Source organism: Stenotrophomonas sp. Br8, assembly GCF_014763005.1.
GTDB classification, from domain to species: domain Bacteria; phylum Pseudomonadota; class Gammaproteobacteria; order Xanthomonadales; family Xanthomonadaceae; genus Stenotrophomonas; species Stenotrophomonas lactitubi.
On record NZ_JACGTN010000017.1, the window covers coordinates 34828 to 55102 of the forward strand.

General features: G+C 66.9%; 16 protein-coding genes and 1 CRISPR repeat array. Of the genes, 7 read left to right on the top strand and 9 right to left on the bottom strand.

Annotated elements, in window-relative coordinates; all coding sequences use genetic code 11:
• Window positions 1-42 precede the first annotated feature (42 nt).
• Window positions 43-1341 (top strand): lipid IV(A) 3-deoxy-D-manno-octulosonic acid transferase, encoded by a 1299-nt coding sequence (gene waaA, locus H3005_RS15340; RefSeq protein WP_100462685.1) that lies wholly within the window; start codon window positions 43-45, stop codon window positions 1339-1341.
• A gap of 236 nt (window positions 1342-1577) precedes the next feature.
• A complete protein-coding gene (locus tag H3005_RS15345; RefSeq protein ID WP_223880286.1) occupies window positions 1578-2900 on the top strand; it encodes an amino acid transporter in 1323 nt (440 codons plus the stop codon).
• A gap of 84 nt (window positions 2901-2984) precedes the next feature.
• Here the strand turns inward: H3005_RS15345 and H3005_RS15350 are convergent, their stop codons facing one another.
• The 3 genes from H3005_RS15350 to H3005_RS15360 form a co-directional block, all read right to left on the bottom strand.
• The gene (locus tag H3005_RS15350) at window positions 2985-4343 is read right to left on the bottom strand and encodes a TolC family outer membrane protein (protein ID WP_100553502.1); all 1359 of its coding nucleotides are present in this window, start codon (window positions 4341-4343) and stop codon (window positions 2985-2987) included.
• 16 nt (window positions 4344-4359) lie between these two features.
• Window positions 4360-5007, bottom strand: a complete 648-nt coding sequence (locus H3005_RS15355; protein ID WP_032975442.1) for a protein-L-isoaspartate O-methyltransferase — start codon at window positions 5005-5007, stop codon at window positions 4360-4362.
• Between the two features lie 136 nt (window positions 5008-5143).
• Entirely contained in the window at window positions 5144-5824 is a 681-nt protein-coding gene (locus H3005_RS15360) for a TetR/AcrR family transcriptional regulator (protein WP_100553500.1), read from the bottom strand.
• A 123-nt stretch (window positions 5825-5947) separates the two neighbouring features.
• Between H3005_RS15360 and H3005_RS15365 the strand changes: the two genes are divergently transcribed.
• From H3005_RS15365 to H3005_RS15385, 5 genes are all read left to right on the top strand, one after another.
• The gene (locus tag H3005_RS15365) at window positions 5948-7084 is read left to right on the top strand and encodes an efflux RND transporter periplasmic adaptor subunit (RefSeq protein ID WP_191078522.1); all 1137 of its coding nucleotides are present in this window, start codon (window positions 5948-5950) and stop codon (window positions 7082-7084) included.
• 3 nt (window positions 7085-7087) lie between these two features.
• Window positions 7088-10249 (top strand): efflux RND transporter permease subunit, encoded by a 3162-nt coding sequence (locus H3005_RS15370; protein ID WP_191078523.1) that lies wholly within the window; start codon window positions 7088-7090, stop codon window positions 10247-10249.
• 63 nt (window positions 10250-10312) lie between these two features.
• A CRISPR array of direct repeats spans window positions 10313-10626; the repeat unit is 24 nt; unit sequence CATCCACGCATGGCGTGGATCTAC.
• 59 nt (window positions 10627-10685) lie between these two features.
• Complete coding sequence (locus H3005_RS21165; protein WP_263407400.1) at window positions 10686-11552, top strand: hypothetical protein; 867 nt, start codon at window positions 10686-10688, stop codon at window positions 11550-11552.
• A gap of 92 nt (window positions 11553-11644) precedes the next feature.
• Entirely contained in the window at window positions 11645-12418 is a 774-nt protein-coding gene (locus H3005_RS15380; protein WP_089236746.1) for an SDR family oxidoreductase, read from the top strand.
• Window positions 12419-12578: 160 nt separating this feature from the next.
• Window positions 12579-13592: a hypothetical protein gene (locus tag H3005_RS15385; protein WP_191078524.1), complete on the top strand. Its 1014-nt coding sequence runs from the start codon at window positions 12579-12581 to the stop codon at window positions 13590-13592.
• A gap of 99 nt (window positions 13593-13691) precedes the next feature.
• On the opposite strand, the gene leuB is transcribed toward H3005_RS15385, so the two are convergent.
• The 6 genes from leuB to H3005_RS15415 are packed head-to-tail and all read right to left on the bottom strand — an operon-like array spanning window position 13692 to window position 20269.
• Window positions 13692-14753 carry a 3-isopropylmalate dehydrogenase gene (gene leuB / locus H3005_RS15390; protein WP_191078525.1) on the bottom strand — a complete coding sequence of 354 codons (1062 nt, stop codon included), beginning with the start codon at window positions 14751-14753 and terminating at the stop codon, window positions 13692-13694.
• On the bottom strand, window positions 14743-15321 hold the full coding sequence (gene leuD, locus H3005_RS15395; protein ID WP_191078526.1) for a 3-isopropylmalate dehydratase small subunit: 579 nt from the start codon (window positions 15319-15321) through the stop codon (window positions 14743-14745). The genes leuB and leuD overlap by 11 nt, the downstream gene beginning before the upstream one ends.
• Window positions 15321-16739, bottom strand: coding sequence for a 3-isopropylmalate dehydratase large subunit (gene leuC / locus H3005_RS15400; RefSeq protein WP_191078527.1), 1419 nt, complete (start codon window positions 16737-16739; stop codon window positions 15321-15323). Before leuC ends, leuD begins: the two co-directional genes overlap by 1 nt.
• A 59-nt stretch (window positions 16740-16798) precedes the next feature.
• Complete coding sequence (locus H3005_RS15405; protein ID WP_191078528.1) at window positions 16799-17578, bottom strand: class I SAM-dependent methyltransferase; 780 nt, start codon at window positions 17576-17578, stop codon at window positions 16799-16801.
• A 10-nt stretch (window positions 17579-17588) separates the two neighbouring features.
• Window positions 17589-19181, bottom strand: coding sequence for a 2-isopropylmalate synthase (locus H3005_RS15410; protein WP_191078529.1), 1593 nt, complete (start codon window positions 19179-19181; stop codon window positions 17589-17591).
• Complete coding sequence (locus H3005_RS15415) at window positions 19178-20269, bottom strand: threonine dehydratase (protein ID WP_191078530.1); 1092 nt, start codon at window positions 20267-20269, stop codon at window positions 19178-19180. The genes H3005_RS15410 and H3005_RS15415 overlap by 4 nt, the downstream gene beginning before the upstream one ends.
• Between the last annotated feature and the right edge of the window lie 6 nt (window positions 20270-20275).

Here is a 20275-nt window from a genome sequence, read left to right on the forward strand (position 1 = left end):
CGGCCGCGTGTCTTTCCCGGGGGGCTCCCGTATCCTTGCCGCATGCGTAAAGACCCTGTCGAATGGATCCTGCGTGGCCTGTACTCGGCCGTGCTGTACCTCCTGCTGCCGATCACCGTGTACCACCTGGTCTGGCGCGGCTTCCGGGTCCGTGAATACTTCCGGCGCTGGGATGAACGCTATGCGTCCTATCCGCAGCCGACAGGCCAGCCACGGGTCTGGCTGCATGCGGTCTCGGTGGGCGAGGTCAACGCCGCTGCGCCGCTGGTCAATGCACTGCGCGAGCAGCGGCCGGACATCCGCTGGGTCATCACCACCATCACCCCGACCGGCTCGGAACGGGTGCGCGCGCTGTGGGGCGACGCGCTCGACCATGTGTACCTGCCGTACGACGTGCCGGGCAGCGTCAATCGCTTCCTCGGCCACTTCCAGCCCAGCCTGGCGCTGATCCTGGAAACCGAGCTGTGGCCGAACATGCTGTTCGGCTGCCGCGACCGACGCATTCCGGTCTACATCCTCAATGCGCGCCTGTCGGCACGGTCGCTGCGCGGCTACCGCGTGCTGGCGGCGTTGATCCGGCGTGCGCTGCGCACGGTCACCTGCGTGGCTGCACAGTCACAGGATGACGCCGCACGCTTCGTGCAGCTGGGTGCGGCGCCGGAACAGGTGCAGGCGCTGGGCAACCTGAAGTTCGACATCGCCACGCCGGACGTGCAGCCCTTCATCGAACAGTTCCATGCCCATGTACCGGCCACGCGCCCGGTATGGATCGCGGCCAGCACGCATGATGGCGAAGAGCAGGCGGTGATCGACCTGCACCGCCGTCTGCGCCAGCAGCATCCGGACCTGCTGCTGCTGTGGGCGCCGCGGCATCCCGAGCGCTTCCCAAAGGTGGAAGCGCTGGCCCGCGAGCAGGGCTGGAGCGTTGCGACGCGGCGCGCACAGCAGTGGCCCGGGGCCGGCAGCGATGTCTTCGTCATCGACACGCTGGGTGAACTCATGCCGTTTTACGGCTGCGCCCAGGTTGCCTTCGTCGGGGGCAGCCTGCAGGCCATCGGCGGGCACAACCTGCTGGAGCCTGCGGCAATGGGCACTGCAGCGGTGACCGGCCCGCACCTGCACAACTTCGCCGAGATCTCGCGGCGCATGCGTGAAGCCGGCGCACTGCTGATCGGTGAGGACGCGCAGGCGGTGGGCGATCTGCTGCTGCACCTGCTCGACGACGCGCAGGCGCGCGAGGACATGGCCCGCGCCGGTTGCACACTGGTCAGCAATGGGCGCGGCGCGCTGCAGCGGACCCTGCAGCTGGTGGCTCCGCACCTGCCGCCACCGCTGGCCTGAGACCCTGCCAGTCGCCGTCAGGGGTCTCAAGGCCAACCCGGCCTTGGCCCTGTCGTGATCGCCTGCATCAAGCCTGCTTGATGGCGTTGAAAGTGTCGTAGCCGGACCGCTCCCACCGCTCGCGGCGTGCAGGCTGTCACATCATCGTGGCTACGGCGCTGATTCCGATTCCGCCTACCGCGTCAGGCTGCCAGCCTGTTGTCGACCACGCTTGGGCGACATCAAGGGAGCTTTGAATGATTGGCGACAACGGAAGCGCGCAGCAGCCCAGCGAGAAGACCGGGGGGCTGGGCACCGACCATCTGCTGGTGGTGGCGCTGACCCTGCTGTTGGGGGGCAGCGTTGTCGCTCTGGTCGGCCAGCACACGGCGGCGCAGGCGGGGCCCGCCATTGTTCTCAGTCTGTTGCTGGCGGCGCTGGGTGCGGTGCCGATGCTGTATTGCCTTCGTATGGCGATGCGGAGTCTACCGAATCCTTCAGGTCTGCATGCTCTGCTGCGTGCCGCCTGGGGCAAGCTGTTCGCGGATGTACTGGTGATTGCCCTGCTGCTGGAGCTGACGGCGACCACCGCAGGCCTGGCGCAATCGATGGCGCGCCATCTGTATGCAGCCGCTGAGGTCATCGATGCGGCTCCCGCGCAATGGGTGACATTGCCGCTGGCGGCTTCGATCATGGTGTTGCTGCTGGGGGCCGCCACTGCAGTGCTGCGGACGCCGCGCGTGCTGCTGTTGGCCAGTGCACTGCTGACAGTGAAGCTGGGCGTTGGCCTGCTGCTGTTGTTGCTGGCAGCACGTCATGTGCACTATGCGAATTGGATTCCATGGCTGCCATCGGCTACCGCGCCCTATCGCTTCGGGCTGGGCGGCGTGCTTGCAGCTGGCGTGGCATTGCTCGGTGTGCTGCTCGGTGCAGGCTTGCTGGCAGGGTTTGCCGGCGGGGTGCCGCAGCCTCGTTCGCAGGTTTCCAGAGCCGCCGGCGCAGCGGTGCTGATGGCGATGCTGTGGCTGATGGTATTGGCGGCGCTGCAGTCCGGCCTGGTCGAATTTTCTGCGCTGGCCAGCACGCGCCCGCTGTCGGTGGCATTGCAGGGTGTGCCGCAGCTGCAATGGTTGCTGCCACTGTTGCCGTTGGCGGGCGGCGCGGGGCTGGCGGCCCTGCAGTTGGTATCGCTGCTGTTGGCCGCGCGCTTGGGGGTGGAGGTCTGGCCGCCGGAGCCGGGCGATGCGGGCACCGATGCGCATCTGCGGGTGACGATTGCGCTGACCATGCTGGCGGCGACGTTGGCGCTGTCGATGCCGGAGGGCTGGCTTCCACAGCTGCCGGGGCCTGCGGGCCTGCTGGTACTGGCCGCCGTATGCCTCGGCGTTGCCCGCAGCCAATGGCAGGCGCGGGCGGCGGCTGGCGAACGGCGGCTCATCCCGATGCTGCTCGCACCTGTAGCGACCGCACTATGCCTGTTGCCGGCAGTCACGTCCCGCTTGTTCGTACCGGTGCTGGTGGTACTGGCGGTCGTGCTGGCAGGCGCCCTGATACGTCGACATCCGGCGCGTTCGCGCTAGCACCATGCGCGGCGCCGGCCATCTGCAATCAATAAAAAAAGCCACCCTCGCGGGTGGCTTTCTGATCAGACCGGTGGCGCCGACTCAGTTCGTGGTCGTGGACGGGTTGCCCGCGTCCTGGGTCAGCAGGCGGTTGAGGTCCTGCAGTTCGGCGACATCCAGGCCACCCACGGCCTGGCTCAGCAGCAGGCGGTTCTGCAGGAAGTTGTAGCGGGCCTGCGCGTAATCCAGCTGGGCGGAGAACAGGATGCGCTGGTTCTGGATCACGTCCAGCACCGTGCGGGTACCCACTTCCAGGCCGACCTGCGAAGCGTCGTAGGCGCTCTGTGCGGAAACCACGGCCAGGCGGCGGGCTTCCACTTCGCTGATGCCCTGTACCAGGGTCTGGTAGGCATTGCGCGTGTTGCGGTCCAGCGCGCGCTTCTGCTGCTCGAAACCATCCTGGGCGATATCACGCTGGGCCAGGGCCTGGCGCACGCCGGACTGGGTGGCGCCGCCAGAGAAGATCGGCACGCTCAGGGTCAGGCCGATGCTGTTGGTGCGTGCATCGGGTGAGAGCGAACCGGCGCCGACGCTGTCGCCCCAGGTCGCGCTCTTGCCCCAGCTGCCGCCCAGCGACAGGGTCGGGTAGTGGCCGCCACGGGCCGCCTGCACGCCGGCTTCGGCGGCACCGACCTTCAGTTCCTGCGCCTTCAGCGCCGGGTTCTGCGTGGTCGCCTGCTGCACCAGCTGGTCCAGGTTGCCGCGGTTGGCCGGCACTTCCGGACGGAAATCGGCCGGCAGGCCCTTCAGGTTCATCACCGGCTGGCCGGTCAGTTCGGTCAGGGCCTGGTAGTTGTCGGCCAGGGTGTTCTGCGCAACGATCGCGTTGGCGCGCGCCTGGTCGTACTGGGCGCGTGCTTCGTGCACGTCGGTGATCGGCGCCAGGCCCACTTCCAGGCGCTTGTCGGCGAAGTCGAACTGCTTCTTCGCGGCCGCTTCGTTGGTCTGTGCGGCGTTCAGCGATTCGATCGCCACCAGCACGTTGAAGTAGGCCGCCGAGGTGCGCACGATCAGGTTGTCGTTGGCCGAGTCGAGGGTGAAATCAGCCGCCTTGCTCAGCTCGCGCTGCGAACGCAGGTTGTTGATCTGCGTCCAGTTGAACAGCGTCTGGGTGCCATCGACCGTGTAGTTGCGGCGCTTGCTGGTGACCGAACCGGAGTTGGCATCGGCATTGGCCTCGCTACGCGTGCGGTTCAGCGTGGCCTGGCCATTGATCTGCGGCAGCAGGGCAGCGCGCGCCTGCACGGCGCCTTCCTTGTCGTACAGCCGGGTGGATTCGGCGGCGGACAGCTGCGGGTCGCCATTGCGCGCCATTTCATAGACCTGCAGCAGGTCGGCGGCATGGGCGGACAACGGCAGCAGGGCAGTGGCCAGCGCAACAGCGAGGGATCGGCGGATCATTGCGGCTTCCTTGGACTCAGAGGTGGAACTGGGGGGCCGGGGCGGCACCACGCAGGTAATCGATATCGGTCTCGAACAGCGACTCGGTGCTGCCATCGGCCTTCACCAACAGCGCTTCCATGGCCGGCGAACGGCCCTGGATGACATACAGACGACCACCCGGACGCAACCACGAAGCGAACTGTGACGGCACCACGTCAACGGCGCCAGTGACACAGATCACGTCGAAGCGGCGTTCGGTCTGCCAGGCCAGGCCATCGGCCACTTCCACGCGCACGTTGGTGCCCAGGCCGGTGGCATCCAGGCGGGCGCGGGCAGCGGCGGCCAGCTCCGGATCGATTTCCAGGCTCAGCACGTCGCGCGCCAGCGCGCCGATGCAGGCCGACAGGAAGCCGCTGCCGGTGCCGATTTCCAGCACTTCGTCACCCGGCTGCAGATCCAGTGCCTGCAGGGTACGACCCTCGATGACCGGCTTCATCATCTTCTGGCCGTTGCCGATCGGCAGTTCGACATCGGCATAGGCCAGCGCCCGGTGCGCGTCGGCGACGAAGGCCTCGCGCGGCAGGCGGGCCAGGACGTCGAGCACCTTGATGTCCAGCACGTCCCAGGGACGGATCTGCTGTTCCACCATCAGTTCGCGGGCGTGGGCGTAATCAATCGTCATGAGGTTCAAATCCAGCGCAGTGGGCCGGCCATTTTACCGGTGCCGGAGGCCGGCGGCGCGCCCAGAGCATCAGCTGCAGGGTGGCCGGGGTCGCAGTGCCGGAAGTCATCGCGACCTCCGGTTCGTTCAGTTTTGGTTATCCAGCGGTTCCGGCCTCTCGCGGGGCGTAGGCGCGCAGGAAGAAATCGACGCTGGCGGCCACGTGGAGCGCAGCATCGGTCTCGACGGGTGACAGTGGCATGCCGCACATCATATGCATGTGCACTTCGCCCTTCACCAGGGTCAGGAACTGCTGGCCGGCGATGTAGCAGTCGGGGATGTCCAGTTCACCGCGCTCGGCACGCAAGCGCATGAAGTCGGCCAGCGCCTCGCAGGTGCGTTGGGGGCCGGCCTGCCAGAACAGTTCGCGCAGGCGCTCGTCGGTCTCCGGGGCCATCATCACCCGCTGGATCGACAGGGCCGCGTCGGAGGTGATCATCTCGAAGAACGCCATGCCGATGCCCAGCAACTGGTCGCGCAGGGGGCCTTCCACGTCGGCCACGAACAGCGCGTCGGGCAGCATCTCGATGCACTTGGACTGCACAGCTTCGGAGAACAGGGTCTCTTTGTCGCCGAAATGGCTGTATACGGTCAGCTTCGAGACGCCGGCCTGGGCCGCGATGCTGTCCATGCTCACGCCGCTGTAGCCCTGTTCGATGAACAGTGTCTTGGCTGCCTCGAGTATCGCCGCGCGCTTGCCCAGATCCTTGGGGCGCCCGGGACCGGCAGCCTTGGCAGCGGGCTTGGCCGACGGCTTTCGGGAAGTGGGAGAACTCATCCCGCTAATACTAGACCAAGCGGTTCGATATTTATACTATACCGGCTGGTTCACTAATGTCCGCGTTGCAACAGTATGTTGCCGGCGCGTTCCCCCCGGATTTCTTTTCAGGTCCTGTACCTCATGAAAAACATGCGTTGGTTGGGCGTAGGCGTACTGGTCGTGGTGTTGGCAGCGTGCGGCAAACAGGCTGCCGAGCCGGTGGCGGCCATTCCGGTGCTGGTGGTGCATCCCACCACGCAGGACGGACAAGCCGCGGCCGCCTACCCCGGCGAGGTGCGTGCCCGCCAGGAAAGCCCGCTGTCGTTCCGCGTTGGCGGCAATCTGGTCGAGCGCCACGTCGATGCAGGCGAGCGGGTGAAGAAGGGCCAGCTGCTGGCTGAGCTGGATGCGGCCGACTACGCCTCGCAGGCGGCGGCGTCGCAGGCGCAGCTGGCGGCGGCGGAAGCAGACCTGGTGCGCGCCCGCGATGACCAGAAGCGCTACGCCAAGCTGGCCGAAGACCAGCTGGTGAGCCGCTCGGCACTGGACCAGCAGACGGCGGCGTTCAAGGCCGCACAAGGCCAGGCCAATGCCGCCCGGGCCAATCTTGCCGTGGCCCGCAACCAGGCCGAGTACGCGCAGCTGCGCGCGCCCGCCGATGGCGTGATTGCCAGCCGCCAGGCCGAAGCCGGGCAGGTCGTGAGCGCTGGGCAGACGGTGTTCACCCTGGCCGCCGACGGTGGCCGTGAGGTGCTGATCGCGCTGCCGGAAAGCAATATCCGCGACTACAAGGTCGGCCAGTCGGTACAGGTGGAACTGTGGAACCGCCCGGGCCAGCTGCTGCCCGGCACCCTGCGCGAGATCGCGCCGGCCGCCGATGCACAGGCCCGCACCTATGCCACGCGGGTCAGCCTGGCGCCGGAAGCACTGAGCGAAGTGGAGCTGGGCCAGAGTGCGCGGGTGTTCGCCACCGCCGGGCGCAGCGGCGCGTTGCAGCTGCCGCTGGCGGCCGTGCTGCGCGGCAGTGATGGCAAGGCCAGCGTGTGGGTGGTCAATCCGTCCAGTGGTGCGCTGAAGGCAACTCCGGTGCAGGTCGGTGCCTACGGCGCGCAGGCCGTGCCGGTCGTGTCCGGTGTGGGCGCAGCGGACTGGGTGGTCGCTGCCGGCGGCCATCTGCTGCGCGAAGGCCAGGTGGTGACGCCGGTCGATCGCCAGAACCGCCCGGTGCTGGCACCGTCGGCCGCCACGCCGGCGCCGGCCGCAGGCAAGGGGCACTGACCCGTGCGCCGCTTCAATCTCTCCGAATGGGCGCTGGGCAACCGTGCGCTGGTGTTGTTCGCGATGCTGGCGTTCGCCGTCATCGGTGCCTGGTCGTACAAGCACCTGGGCCAGTCCGAAGATCCGCCGTTCACCTTCAAGGCGATGGTGGTACGCACGATGTGGCCGGGCGCCACCGCCGAGCAGGTCTCGCGGCAGGTGACCGAGCCGATCGAAAAAGCTCTGATGAACACCGGCGAGTACGAGTTCATCCGCTCGTACTCGCGGCCGGGCGAATCGCAGGTGATCTTCATGGCGCGCGACAGCCTGCGCTCCAAGCAGATCCCGGACCTGTGGTACCAGGTGCGCAAGCGCGTGGGCGATATCCGCGCGACGCTGCCGAGGGAGATCGTCGGGCCCTTCTACAACGATGAGTTCGGCGACACGTTCGGCAACATCTATGCGTTGACCGGCGAAGGCTTCGACTACGCGGTGATGCGCGACTATGCCGACCGCATCCAGTTGGAACTGCAGCGCGTGCCCGACGTCGGCAAGATCGACCTGGTCGGCCTGCAGGACGAGAAGGTGTGGATCGAGCTGTCCAACACCAAGCTGGCCACGCTGGGCGTATCGCTGCAGCAGGTGCAGCAGGCCTTGGCCGATCAGAACGCGGTTTCCGCCACCAGTTTCTTCGAGACTCCGACCGACCGCGTGCAGCTGCGCGTGACCGGCCAGTTCGATTCGATCGAGGACATCCGCAGGTTCCCGATCCAGGCGGGCGAACGCACGCTGCATCTGGGCGATATCGCGGAGGTCAAGCGCGGCTTTGCCGATCCCTCTTCGCCGAAGATGCGCTTCATGGGCCAGGATGCAATCGGCCTGGCGGTGGCGATGAAGGACGGCGGTGACATCCTCAAGCTCGGCGCCACCCTGGATGCCGAGTTCGAACGCCTGCAGAAGACCCTGCCGGCCGGCATGCAGCTGCGCAAGGTGTCTGACCAGCCACATGCGGTGGAAGAGTCGGTGGGCGAGTTCGTGCAGGTGCTCACCGAAGCGGTGGTGATCGTGCTGCTGGTCAGCTTCTTCTCTCTGGGCCTGCGTACTGGCCTGGTGGTGGGCGTGACCATTCCGCTGGTGCTGGCGATGACCTTCTTCGTCATGCACTACTTCGATATCGGCCTGCACAAGATTTCGCTGGGTGCGCTGGTGCTGGCACTGGGCCTGCTGGTGGACGATGCGATCATCGCGGTGGAGATGATGGCCACCAAGATGGAGCAGGGCTACGACCGCCTGCGCGCGGCCAGTTTCGCCTGGGAATCCACCGCCTTCCCGATGTTGACCGGCACCCTGATCACTGCTGCCGGCTTCCTGCCCATCGCCACTGCCGCATCGAGCACCGGTGAATACACCCGCTCACTGTTCCAGGTGGTGACCATCGCGCTGGTGGTGTCGTGGATCGCGGCAGTGCTGTTCATCCCGTACCTGGGCGACAAGATGCTGCCGGACCTGTTCAATCCGCAGCTGCCCAAGCCGGACAGTCTGGCCGGCCGTTGGCGCGCCAAACGCCTGCAGTGGGCTGACCGGCATCCGTCGCTCGCGCGCTGGATCGCTCCGAAGGAGCATGCGCACGATCATGATCCGTACCAGCGGCCGTTCTACACCCGCTTCCGGTCGTTCCTGGATACCTGCCTGCGCCATCGCTGGTGGGTGATCGGTGCGACCATCGTACTGTTCATCGGCTCGCTGATGCTGTTCCGTTTCGTGCCGCAGCAGTTCTTCCCCGATTCGACCCGCCCGGAACTGATGGTGGACATCGAGCTGGCCGAAGGTGCGTCGCTGGCCGCGACCCAGGCACAGGCCGACAAGCTGGAGAAGCTGTTGAAGGGCCGCGAAGGCATCAGCAACTACGTGGCCTACGTCGGTACCGGTTCGCCGCGCTTCTACCTGCCGCTGGACCAGCAGCTGCCGGCCACCAACTTCGCCCAGTTCGTGGTGCTTACCGAAGACGCGAAGGCCCGCGAATCGACCCGCGACTGGATGCTGAAGGAAGTGATAAAGCAGTTCCCCGATGTGCAGATGCGCGTGACGCGCCTGGAGAATGGGCCGCCGGTCGGCTATCCGGTGCAGATGCGCGTGTCCGGCGAGCACATCGCACAGGTACAGGCGATTGCGCGCAAGGTCGAGGCCAAGGTGCGCGAGAACCCGCACGTGATGAACGTGAACCTGGACTGGAGCGAGCCGAGCAAGGTGGTGCGGCTGGTGATCGACCAGGACCGCGCACGCGCGCTGGGTGTCAGCAGTGCCCAGGTCAGCCAGTTCCTCAGCAGCTCGTTGTCGGGCATGAGCGTGAGCACCTATCGCGAAGGCAATCGCCAGATCGAGATGCTGCTGCGTGGCCCGGACAACGAGCGCGCGCAGCTGGACCTGCTCGGCAGCCTGGCGATTCCGACCAGCAGTGGCACTGCGGTGACGCTGTCGCAGGTCGCGCGGCTGGAATACGCGTTCGAGGACGGCATCATCTGGCACCGCAACCGCCTGCCGACCGTGACCGTGCGTGCCGACATCAGTGATGGCATGCAGCCGCTGGATGTGGTGCAGCAGATCGTGCCGACGCTGGATGGCATCCGTGCCGAGCTGCCCAGCGGCTACCTGCTGGAAACCGGCGGCTCGGTGGAGGATTCGGCTCGCGGCCAGAACTCGATCAAGGCCGGCATGCCGCTGTTCCTGATCGTGGTGGCCACGTTGCTGATGCTGCAGCTGCGCAGCTTCTCGCGTGCGGCGATGGTGCTGGTCACAGCGCCGCTGGGCATCATCGGTGCGACGTTGTTCCTGCTGCTGTTCCGCGCGCCGTTCGGCTTCGTGGCGTTGCTGGGCACCATCGCGCTGGCGGGCATGATCATGCGCAACTCGGTGATCCTGATCGACCAGATCCAGCAGGACATCGATGCCGGGCATGACCGCTGGCATTCGATCATCGATGCGACGGTGCGGCGTTTCCGCCCGATCGTGCTGACCGCGCTTGCGGCCGTGCTGGCGATGATTCCGCTGTCGCGCAGTGCGTTCTACGGCTCGATGGCGATTTCGATCATGGGTGGATTGATCGTGGGCACGGTGCTGACGCTGGTGTTCCTGCCGGCGCTGTATGCGGCGTGGTTCCGGGTCAAGCCGGACGAATCCGGGGCGTGATGCCCCGGGTTTCCCGGGCCGCCGCCCCTGGTAGGTGCCAACCTTGGTTGGCATGGATGCGTGCATCCACGCATGGCGTGGATCTACCAGTAGAGCCACCCCATGGGTGGCTGCGGGCTTCCGGGCTCCGTCATCCACGCATGGCGTGGATCTACTGCAGCTGGCCATTGCCCTGGTAGGTGCCAACCTTGGTTGGCGCGGATGCATGCATCCACCCATGGCGTGGATCTACTGCAACTGGCCGCTGCCCTGGTAGGTGCCAACCTTGGTTGGCACGGATGCATGCATCCACGCATGGCGTGGATCTACCAGTAGAGCCACCCCATGGGTGGCTGCGGATGTCCTGGCCCGCCCATCCACGCATGGCGTGGATCTACTGCAGGTGCAAACCGCCCCGCAACAAGGGCTCCAGCCACTCCAGGAACACCTGCACACGTTGCGCACGATGCTGCCGATGCGGCAGCAACAGGGTCACCGGCAACGGCTGCGCGACGTGCTGCGGCATCACTTCCACCAGTGCACCGGAGTGCAGTTCGGCCTGCACGTCGTAGCGCGGAATCTGCAGCAGTCCCAGCCCTGCGACGCAGCAGGCAATCGATGCCTCGGCGCTGTTCACCCGCACCCAGCCGGTCATCGGCAGCGTGCGCAGCTGCGCGCCGTCCTGCCATTCCCACGCCTCCACCCGCGCCGTGGTCGGCGATGCGTAGTTCACCGCGCGGTGCTGCTGCAGGTCGGCAGGATGCTGCGGTACGCCGTGCTCGTGCAGGTACGCAGGCGCGGCAACGTTGACGAAGTCCAGCTGGCCCAGCGTGCGGGCCACCAGGCTGGAGTCACCCAGCTGGCCCACCCTCAGCACCGCATCGCAGCCGTCCTCGATCAGATTCACCGCGCGATCGGTCATGCCCAGGTCCAGCTCGACCTGCGGATGGCGTGCGAAGAAGTCGGGCAGGGCCGGGGCGATGATGCGGCGACCGATCCGGCTGGGCACATCGATCTTCAACAGGCCCTTCGGCTGTGCGTCGTCCTGGCGGAACAGCGACTCGGCATCTTCCATTTCGGCGATCAGGCGCAGGCAGCGCACGTAGAAGGTGTCGCCATCGTGGGTGGTGGAAACCCTGCGGGTGGAGCGCTGCAGCAGGCGTGTGCCCAGACGTTGCTCCAGTTCCGCCACGGCCGCCGAGACGGTGGAGCGGGGCAGGCCGAGCTGGTCGGCGGCGCGGGTGAAGCTGGTGCACTCCACCACCCGGGCAAAGATGCGGAAACGCTCGATCCGGTCCATTGTTCGCCCACTCTGGAAAGTTAAGTCAATGTTGCGGGCTTTATCCGCGATTTCTGCACGATATCGTCGTCAGCACAGGGTTGCCAGTCCGGCAGCCCCTTACCGGGACCGATGCCATGACCGACCACCGTATCCAAGGCAAGACCGTGCTGATCGCCGGCGGTGCCAAGAACCTCGGCGGGCTGATCGCCCGCGACTTCGCCGAGCAGGGCGCCAAGGCCATCGTCATCCACTACAACAGCGCCGCCACTCAGGCCGATGCCGAAGCGACCGTTGCAGCCGTGCAGGCCGCCGGTGCAAAGGCCGTGGCGTTGCAGGCCGATCTGACCTCGGCCGCGGCAATGGAGCGGCTGTTCGCCGACGCGGTTGCCGCCGTCGGTCGCCCTGACATCGCCATCAACACCGTCGGCAAAGTGCTGAAGAAGCCGATGCTGGAGATCAGCGAAGCGGAGTACGACCAGATGAGCGCGGTCAACGCGAAGACGGCGTTCTTCTTTCTCAAGGAGGCCGGACGCCATGTCAACGACGGTGGCCGCATCTGCACGCTGGTCACTTCACTGCTCGGCGCGTTCACTCCGTTCTACTCCAGCTATGCCGGCACCAAGGCGCCGGTGGAACACTTCACCCGCGCAGCATCGAAGGAATTTGGCGAGCGTGGGATTTCGGTGACCGCGATCGGCCCCGGGCCGATGGATACGCCGTTCTTCTATCCGGCCGAGAGTGCCGATGCGCAGGCGTATCACAAGACCGCCGCGGCGCTGTCGGCGTTCACCCGCACCGGCCTGACCGACATCGCCGACATCGTGCCGTGGATCCGCTTCCTGGTGACCGACGGCTGGTGGATGACCGGGCAGACCATCCTGGTCAATGGTGGTTACACCACAAAGTAGAGGCACGCGAGGCTTGAGTTCATGCCGTAGTTCCACGCCATGCGTGGATGCTCTTGGCTTCATTCACGCATGGCGTGGATCTACTGTTGGTCCCCAAGTGGACAGCTTCAGAGCGTTCACGGGCACAATAGCGGCCAGTTCCAGGGCCGGAGCGCCTGCCATGTTCTTCCGTACGACCTGCGCCTCGGCGCTGCTGCTGGTCGCCTGCAGCGGCTCTGCCATTGCGCAGCCGGCAGACGCCGATGCTCTGCTGTTCCAGCATGACCTGCGGGACGTACTTGAGTGCGGCGCGAGAGCGGACGTCCAGCAGGCCGTCGTCAGCCGCCTGCGCGCGGCACGCTACGCCGACGCTGCCGAACGACTGCCGTACCTGCGCGACTGGCGATTCGAGCAGGAAGGTGAGGATGACGATCACCGGGTGACCGTCATCACTCCGCCACAGTCGATCACCGTCCACGGTGTCGAAGTGCCGCGGCTGTTCGCTGATGCGTTCGGGTTCTCGGTTGCGCTGGACCCCGTACAGCGCGATCGTATCGTCGCTGCGCACAGCTTGCGGCTGCAGTCGAGCTCGCTGCGGGAGCCGTTCGAATTGTGGTCGGCGCCCACCACACCGATCATCGTACGCAGTGCGGGCGACGGCTATCGACTGGGCTGTGCTCCTTCCACGAACGGTAACAGGGCAGCGGTGCGTCAGCTGCCGGCTGTTGAAGTCCAGGACCTGCAGGATGCCATTCACTGCCGCGCCGATGAAGGCAGCATGCGTCGGTTACAGGCGTTCTGGCAGCGGCTTTCCGAACAGCCGCAGTTCGAATGGCCCCAGGATGTCCGTTCGGTCAACGAGGTGAACTACAGCGTCGGTGATGATGATCTGCACCTGCTGCTGATCGGAGTGCAGGCGCCCATCCAGGCCTACGGCGTTTCCACGCACACGATTGCGCTGGCGTTCGGTGGCTTCTTCGGCGCGGATCTTGGTGACGTTGCGCTGGAGCCCGTGCTTGCCCAGGCGGGCATGGACACCTCGCATACGGTCGGCAAGGATGCGTGGCAGCGCCTGTTGCCGCCGGTTACTTTCAGTGGTGGCAGTTGGGTCCCGCAGCACATCGTGATGCGCACCGACGAAGGTCGCGTTGTCGCCGGTTGCGCCAGCGACTACGTGCGCAGCACATCGCGCTGAGCGGATCTCGTGCCGGGCAACCAGCAGCAGGCGGGGTAGGGCTCGCCGCTACCGATGGACATGCAAAGGGTGCCGGGCATGTCCCGGCACCCGCGTGCTTCATCCCAGCTTGGCCAGCACCGCGTCGGTGGCCGTCGCCGTGCTCACTGCCGAACCCTTCGCCGCCAGATCCGCAGTGAACACGCCATCGTCCAACACCGCGTGCACCGCCGCTTCCACTGCTGCGGCTTCGGCGTCCAGCCCCAGCGAATGGCGCAGCAGCATCGCCGCACTGAAGATCGTCGCGTACGGGTTGGCGATGCCCTTGCCGGCGATGTCCGGTGCCGAACCGTGGATCGGTTCGTAGATGCCGACCGCTCCCGGCTCGCCCAGCGAGGCCGACGGCAGCAGGCCCAGCGAACCGGCCAGCATCGAGGCTTCATCGGTGAGGATGTCGCCGAACATGTTCTCGGTGACGATCACGTCGTACTCGCGCGGCTTGGCCAGCAGGTGCATCGCCATCGAATCGACCAGCTGGTGTTCCAGCGCGACGTCCGGGAATTCCTCGCGGCCGATGCGCGCGGCAACGTCACGCCACAGGCGTGAGGTTTCCAGCACGTTGGCCTTGTCCACCGAGGTGACCTTGCCGCGCCGCTGCTGCGCCAGCCGGAAGGCACTGCGCAGCACGCGCTCGATCTCGGCCACGGTGTAGCGGCACAGATCGCTGGCGCTGTCGGCATCGCGGGTCTTGTCGCCGAAGTAGATGCCACCGGTCAGTTCGCGCACCACCACGAAGTCCACGCCCTGCAGCAGCTCGGCCTTGATCGGCGAGGCGTGCAGTGCGGCTTCGTGGGTGCGCACTGGACGCAGGTTGGCATACAGGCCCAGCGCCTTGCGGATCGCCAGCAGGCCCTGTTCCGGGCGCACCTTGGCGTTAGGGTCGGACCACTTCGGGCCGCCCACCGCGCCCAGCAGCACCGCGTTGGCGGCCTGGCAGGCGGCCAGGGTCGAGGCAGGCAGCGGTTCGCCGTGACGGTCGATGGCGATGCCACCGATGTCGTGCTCGCTGAAGGTGAAGGTGTGGTTGAAGCGTTCGGCCACCGCTTTCAGGACGGCGACCGCAGCGGCGGCCACTTCCGGGCCGATGCCATCACCGGGCAGGACAACAATTTCAGCGTGCATGCTCACTCTCGTAACGTTCGATTTCAGGGACACGGCCCAACAGATAACCCAATTGATCCACACCTTCCAGCAGACAGGTCTGCGAGAAGCCGTCCAACGGGAAGGAATAGACTCGCCCATCGGGCGTGCGCAGTTCGCGCGTGGCCACGTCGATGGTCAGCTCGTCGTCCGGGCGCTGCATCAACACCTGCACGTCGGCCTCGTCCAGCACGATCGGCAGCAGGCCGTTCTTCAGCGAATTGCCGCGGAAGATGTCGGCGATCTCGCTGCTGACGATGGCGCGCAGGCCGAGGTCGGTCAGCGCCCAGGGTGCATGCTCGCGCGATGAGCCGCAGCCGAAGTTGCGCCCGGCCAGCAGGATGCTGCGGCCGGCGTTGTTCGGCTGGTTGAAGGCGAAATCGGCCACCGGCGAACCATCGGCCTGCCAGCGCCAGTCGTTGAACGCATTGCGACCCAGGCCGGCGCGCTCGGTGGTGGACAGGAACCGCGCCGGAATGATCTGGTCGGTATCGATATTGGTCTGGCGCAGCACCACGCTGGCCGAACGCAGGGTGCGGAAGCCGCTCATCAGGCCACCTCCTGTGCGAACAGTTCACGGGCATCGGCCACGTGGCCCTGCACGGCGGCCCAGGCAGCACTCATCGGCGAGGCCAGCAGGGTGCGCGAGCCCGGGCCCTGGCGGCCTTCGAAATTGCGGTTGCTGGTGCTGACCGCCAGTTGGCCGGGGGCGACCAGATCGCCATTCATGGCGATGCACATTGAACACCCCGGCTCGCGCCACTCGGCACCGGCCGCGCGCACGATCTCGTGGATGCCCTCGGCCTCGGCCTGGCGCTTGACGATTTCCGAGCCGGGCACCACCAGCATGCGCACGCGCTCGGCAACGCGACGACCACGCAGCACCTGCGCCACTTCGCGCATGTCGCTCAGGCGGCCATTGGTGCAGGAGCCGACGAAAACCACGTCCACCGGCGTGCCGGCCAACGTCTGTCCCGCCTGGAAGTGCATGTAATCCAGGCCCTTCTGCGCGGCGGCATCGTTGGCCGCCGGGATCGGCGCGTCCACCGCGATGGCGGTGCCGGGGTGGGTGCCCCAGGTCAGGGTCGGGCGGATGTCGGCAGCATCGATGTGCACCTCGCTGTCGAAGTGCGCGCCTTCATCGCTGCGCAGCTGCGTCCAGCGGGCCACGGCGGCATCGAAGTCGGCGCCCTTCGGGCCACGTGGCGTATTGGCAACGAAGTCGAACGTCACTTGATCCGGCGCAACCATGCCGGCACGCGCACCGGCTTCGATCGACATGTTGCACAGGGTCATGCGCTGTTCCATGTCCATCGCTTCGATGGTGCTGCCGCGGAACTCGATCACGTGACCGGTGCCGCCATTGACGCCGATCACGCCGATGATGTGCAGCACCACGTCCTTGGCGCCGATACCCGGTGCGACCTTGCCATCGACAGTGATCGCCAGTGTCCTGGCCTTTCGCTGCAGCAGGCACTGCGTGGCCAGCACATGGCCGACTTCGCTGGTGCCGATGCCGAAGGCCAGCGACCCGAACGCGCCGTGGGTGGAGGTGTGGCTGTCGCCGCAGACGATGGTCATGCCGGGCTGGGTGAAGCCCTGTTCCGGGGCGATCACGTGGACGATGCCGCGGTTGTCCGAGGCCATGTCGAACAGCTCGATGTCGTGCTCGGCGCAGTTGCGCGCCAGCATGGCGACCTGCGCTTCGGAGGCAGCGCTGGCGTAGGGCAGCGTACCGTCGGCGGCGGCTGGCAGGGTCGGCGTGGAATGGTCCATCGTCGCCTTGGTCCGATCCGGGCGGCGCGGCTTCAGGCCGCGCTCGCGCAGCTCGGTGAAGGCCTGCGGCGAGGTCACCTCATGAATCAGGTGCAGGTCGATATACAGCACGGCGGGCGCGCTGTCGGTTTCTGGAACCACCACGTGGGCGTCCCACAGTTTGTCGTACAGGGTGCGGGGTGCGGAAGTCATGCGTTTGCCTGGCAGGAGTACGAAGTAGCGGACATCGAAGAGAAAGTAACAGGGTCAGGTCAGCGCCGACGCGCGAGCACGCGCAGGCGCACGTAGTCGGCCAGCGGCTGGCCAGCGGCGTTGCGCGGCAGATCGGCCAGCAGGGCGGCGGCGGCATCGCGCACGGTGGCGCGCGCGTCGGCCGGCAGGTCGTCCAGCAGCGGTGCGGCGAACACCCGCAGCCAGCCGGCAACGCCGGTCGGCAGCGCGGTCGGGCGTGGCAGGCATTCGATCAGCTGCACCTGGAAGCCATGCTGGCGCAGGCGTTCGGCGTAGGCATCGGCGCTGGGGAAGTACCACTGGAATGCGCTGGCACCGTGGCCATGGGCGACGCGCGCGGCCTGTACCGCCGCAACGATCGTGGCCACGTTGCCATGACCGCCGAACTCGGCGACGAAGCGGCCGCCGGGGCGCAGGGCGCGGCGCACGCCTTCCAGCACGCGATCCGGGTTGGGCATCCAATGCAGCGCCGCGTTGCTGAACACTGCATCGAACGCGCCCTCGAAGGTCAGCGCGTGGCCGTCCATCACCTGCGCATCGACACCCCGTGCACGGGCGGCGATCACCATTTCCGGCGAAGCATCGACGCCCTGCATGTGTGCGCCGCTGAGGGCCAGTTCGGTGGTGAGCACGCCATCGCCACAGCCCAGGTCGAGGATGCGCTCGCCGGCACGTGCGTCGAGCAGGCGCGCTACCGCGCCGCCGAGGGTCGGCACGAAGCCGGCATCGATCGCATAATCCTGGGCATTCCACTGCTGGCCAGCGCTGCTGGTGGTGGTTGCGGTGTCGAAGGCGCTCATCTCACATTCCTCAGGCGGTGGCGGTGGCGGTGGCAGGTGCTTCAGTGCTGACGCCGGCGTTGGCCTGGCGCTGGCGCAGCAGGCGGTTGGCCACGTCCAGCCAGGCCAGCGCAGAGGCTTCGATGATGTCCTTGCTAGTGCCGGTGCCGTCGTACTCGACGCCTTCGTGACGCACGCTCAGATTGGCTTCGCCGCGCGCATCGGCACCGATGCCGACGCTGTGCACGTGGTAGCTGTCCAGCATCAGCTGCACGCCGGTGGCGGCCGACAGCGCGCCGAACAGGGCATCGACCGGACCATCGCCCTGTGCGGTCTCGGCCACGCGGTTGCCGTCCGGGTCGGACAGTTCGACCAGCGCATTGGCGCGGCTGCCGACATCGCTGATGGTCATCGAGGCCAGGCGGTAGCCCTGTGCGTTGGAGCCGCCCTGCATCAGTGTCTGCAGGTCGGCGTCGGTGACCACGCGTTGCTGCTCGCACAGGCCCTTGAACTGCTCGAACACCAGCTTCAGCTCGTCTTCTTCCAGCCAGAAGCCCAGCGCGCGCAGGCGCGCTTCGACGGCAGCACGGCCACTGTGGCGGCCCAGCACCATCTGCGAGTCTTCCCAGCCCACGTCTTCCGGACGCATGATTTCGTAGGTGCCGCGATGGCGCAGCATGCCGTGCTGGTGGATGCCCGATTCATGGGCGAAGGCATTGGCGCCGACGATGGCCTTGTTGCGCTGTACCGGCATGCCGACCAGGCGCTGCAGCAGCTGCGAAGTACCGACGATACGAGGGGTGTCGATGGCGGTGTCCTGCTCGTAGAAGGCCTGGCGCACCTTCAACACCATCGCGATTTCTTCCAGCGAACAGTTGCCGGCGCGTTCACCGATGCCGTTGACGGTGCATTCGACCTGGCGCGCGCCACCTTCGATGGCGGCCAGTGAGTTGGCCACGGCCAGGCCCAGGTCGTTGTGGCAGTGCGCGCTGAAGATCACGTTGCCCGCGTTCGGCACATCGGCGACGCCCGCGATGACCTGCTGGAACATCGTGCGGATTTCTTCCGGCGTGGTGAAGCCGACGGTGTCGGGCAGGTTGATGGTGGTGGCGCCGGCAGCGATCGCCACGCGCGAGACCTCGATCAGGTAATCCAGCTCGGTACGGGTGGCGTCCTCGGCGGAGAACTCCACGTCATCGATGTAGGAGCGGGCCAGCGCTACGTGCCTGTGTACCGATTCCAGTACCTGCTCACGCGTCATCCGCAGCTTGTGCTCACGGTGCAGCGGGCTGGTTGACAGGAACACATGCAGGCGCGGGTTGGCCGCCGCTTCCAGCGCACGCGCCGAGGTCTCGATGTCCGCCTGCAGGCAGCGCGACAGGACCGCCAGGCTCAGGCTCGGGCGGCGCAGTTCGCGGCCGATCAGGGCCATCGCTTCGCGGTCGGACTGCGAGCTGGCCGGGAAGCCGGTCTCGATGATGTCCACGCCCAGTTCGTCCAGCGCACGCGCCATCACCAGTTTCTGCGGCGGGCTCATGCTGCAGCCGGGGGACTGCTCGCCGTCACGCAGGGTGGTGTCGAAGATGCGGATGCGCGGGGTGGTAATTCGTTCGATGGTGGTCACAGGGAAATCTCCTCGACAGCGGGTGCGACGGCTTGCAGGGGGGAAGGGGAAGGCGTTGGGAAAGCGGTGGCGGTCGCCTTGGCGGGCGAACGCGGAGTTTCTGCCCGGCGTCGGCGCGGTTTGCGCGGCGGACGCGGACGGATATCGGTGAGCAGGCCGGCGAGCACGCCGGCATCGATGTTGCCGCCGGAGACGACCGCGCACTTGCGGCGGCCGGCGACGCGACGCCCGGCGGCCAGTGCCAGCGCACCGGCGCCCTCGGCGATGATGTGTTCTTCCAGTGCCAACCGCACCAGGGTCTCGCGCAGTTCGGCTTCGCGCACGATCACCACATCGTCCAGCAGCGAGGTGCACAGGCGGCGGGTCAGGAAGCCGGGAATCTTCACCCGCACGCCATCGGCCAGCGATGGCACAGGATTGATCTCGCGCACGTCGCCGCGGATCGCGCGGGCCATCGAATCGACACCCTCGACCTGCGCACCGACGATGCGCACGCCCTGCGACTTCAGCGCCAGGGCCACACCTGAGGCCAGGCCGCCGCCGCCGATCGGTACGATCACCACGTCCGGCGCATGCGCGGCCAGCTCGATGCCGACGGTGCCCTGACCGGCGATGACATCGGCATCGTCGAACGCGGACAGGAAGCGGTAGCCGTGGCGCTGCGCCAGCTCGACAGCGAACGCGTAGGCCTCGTCATAACTGTTGCCATGCTGGCGTACCGTCGCGCCCCAATGGGCGACGCCAGCGATCTTGGTGGCCGGTGCGCCATGCGGCATCACGGCAATGGCCGGCACATCCAGGCGATAGGCGGCCCAGGCGACGCCCTGCGCGTGATTGCCGGCCGAGGCGCAGATCACCGGCCGGGTATCGCCACGTTCGCGGGCGGCCAGCAGGGCATTCAGCGCGCCGCGCACCTTGTACGAGCCGGTGCGCTGCAGGTTCTCCAGCTTCAGCCAGGTGCCGAAGCGCTCGGCATGATGCAGCGGCGTGGGCGGCAGGAAGCGGCGCAGGCGGGCCTGCGCAGCCAGTACGTCGGCAACGGTTACGTCGCCGACATCGCTTTCCGTGCTGGCATCAGCGGCCGGCATGGGCCA

Bases quoted from the DNA above. Each gene is read 5' to 3' on its own strand.
- waaA (WP_100462685.1), top strand. From the start codon at position 43: ATGCGTAAAGACCCTGTCGAATGGATCCTGCGTGGCCTGTACTCGGCC.
- H3005_RS15415 (WP_191078530.1), bottom strand. From the start codon at position 20,269: ATGCCGGCCGCTGATGCCAGCACGGAAAGCGATGTCGGCGACGTAACC.
- H3005_RS15355 (WP_032975442.1), bottom strand. From the start codon at position 5,007: ATGACGATTGATTACGCCCACGCCCGCGAACTGATGGTGGAACAGCAG.
- H3005_RS15345 (WP_223880286.1), top strand. From the start codon at position 1,578: ATGATTGGCGACAACGGAAGCGCGCAGCAGCCCAGCGAGAAGACCGGG.
- H3005_RS15405 (WP_191078528.1), bottom strand. From the start codon at position 17,578: ATGAGCGCCTTCGACACCGCAACCACCACCAGCAGCGCTGGCCAGCAG.
- leuD (WP_191078526.1), bottom strand. From the start codon at position 15,321: ATGAGCGGCTTCCGCACCCTGCGTTCGGCCAGCGTGGTGCTGCGCCAG.
- leuC (WP_191078527.1), bottom strand. From the start codon at position 16,739: ATGACTTCCGCACCCCGCACCCTGTACGACAAACTGTGGGACGCCCAC.
- H3005_RS15360 (WP_100553500.1), bottom strand. From the start codon at position 5,824: ATGAGTTCTCCCACTTCCCGAAAGCCGTCGGCCAAGCCCGCTGCCAAG.
- H3005_RS15385 (WP_191078524.1), top strand. From the start codon at position 12,579: ATGTTCTTCCGTACGACCTGCGCCTCGGCGCTGCTGCTGGTCGCCTGC.
- H3005_RS15365 (WP_191078522.1), top strand. From the start codon at position 5,948: ATGAAAAACATGCGTTGGTTGGGCGTAGGCGTACTGGTCGTGGTGTTG.
- H3005_RS15380 (WP_089236746.1), top strand. From the start codon at position 11,645: ATGACCGACCACCGTATCCAAGGCAAGACCGTGCTGATCGCCGGCGGT.
- leuB (WP_191078525.1), bottom strand. From the start codon at position 14,753: ATGCACGCTGAAATTGTTGTCCTGCCCGGTGATGGCATCGGCCCGGAA.
- H3005_RS15350 (WP_100553502.1), bottom strand. From the start codon at position 4,343: ATGATCCGCCGATCCCTCGCTGTTGCGCTGGCCACTGCCCTGCTGCCG.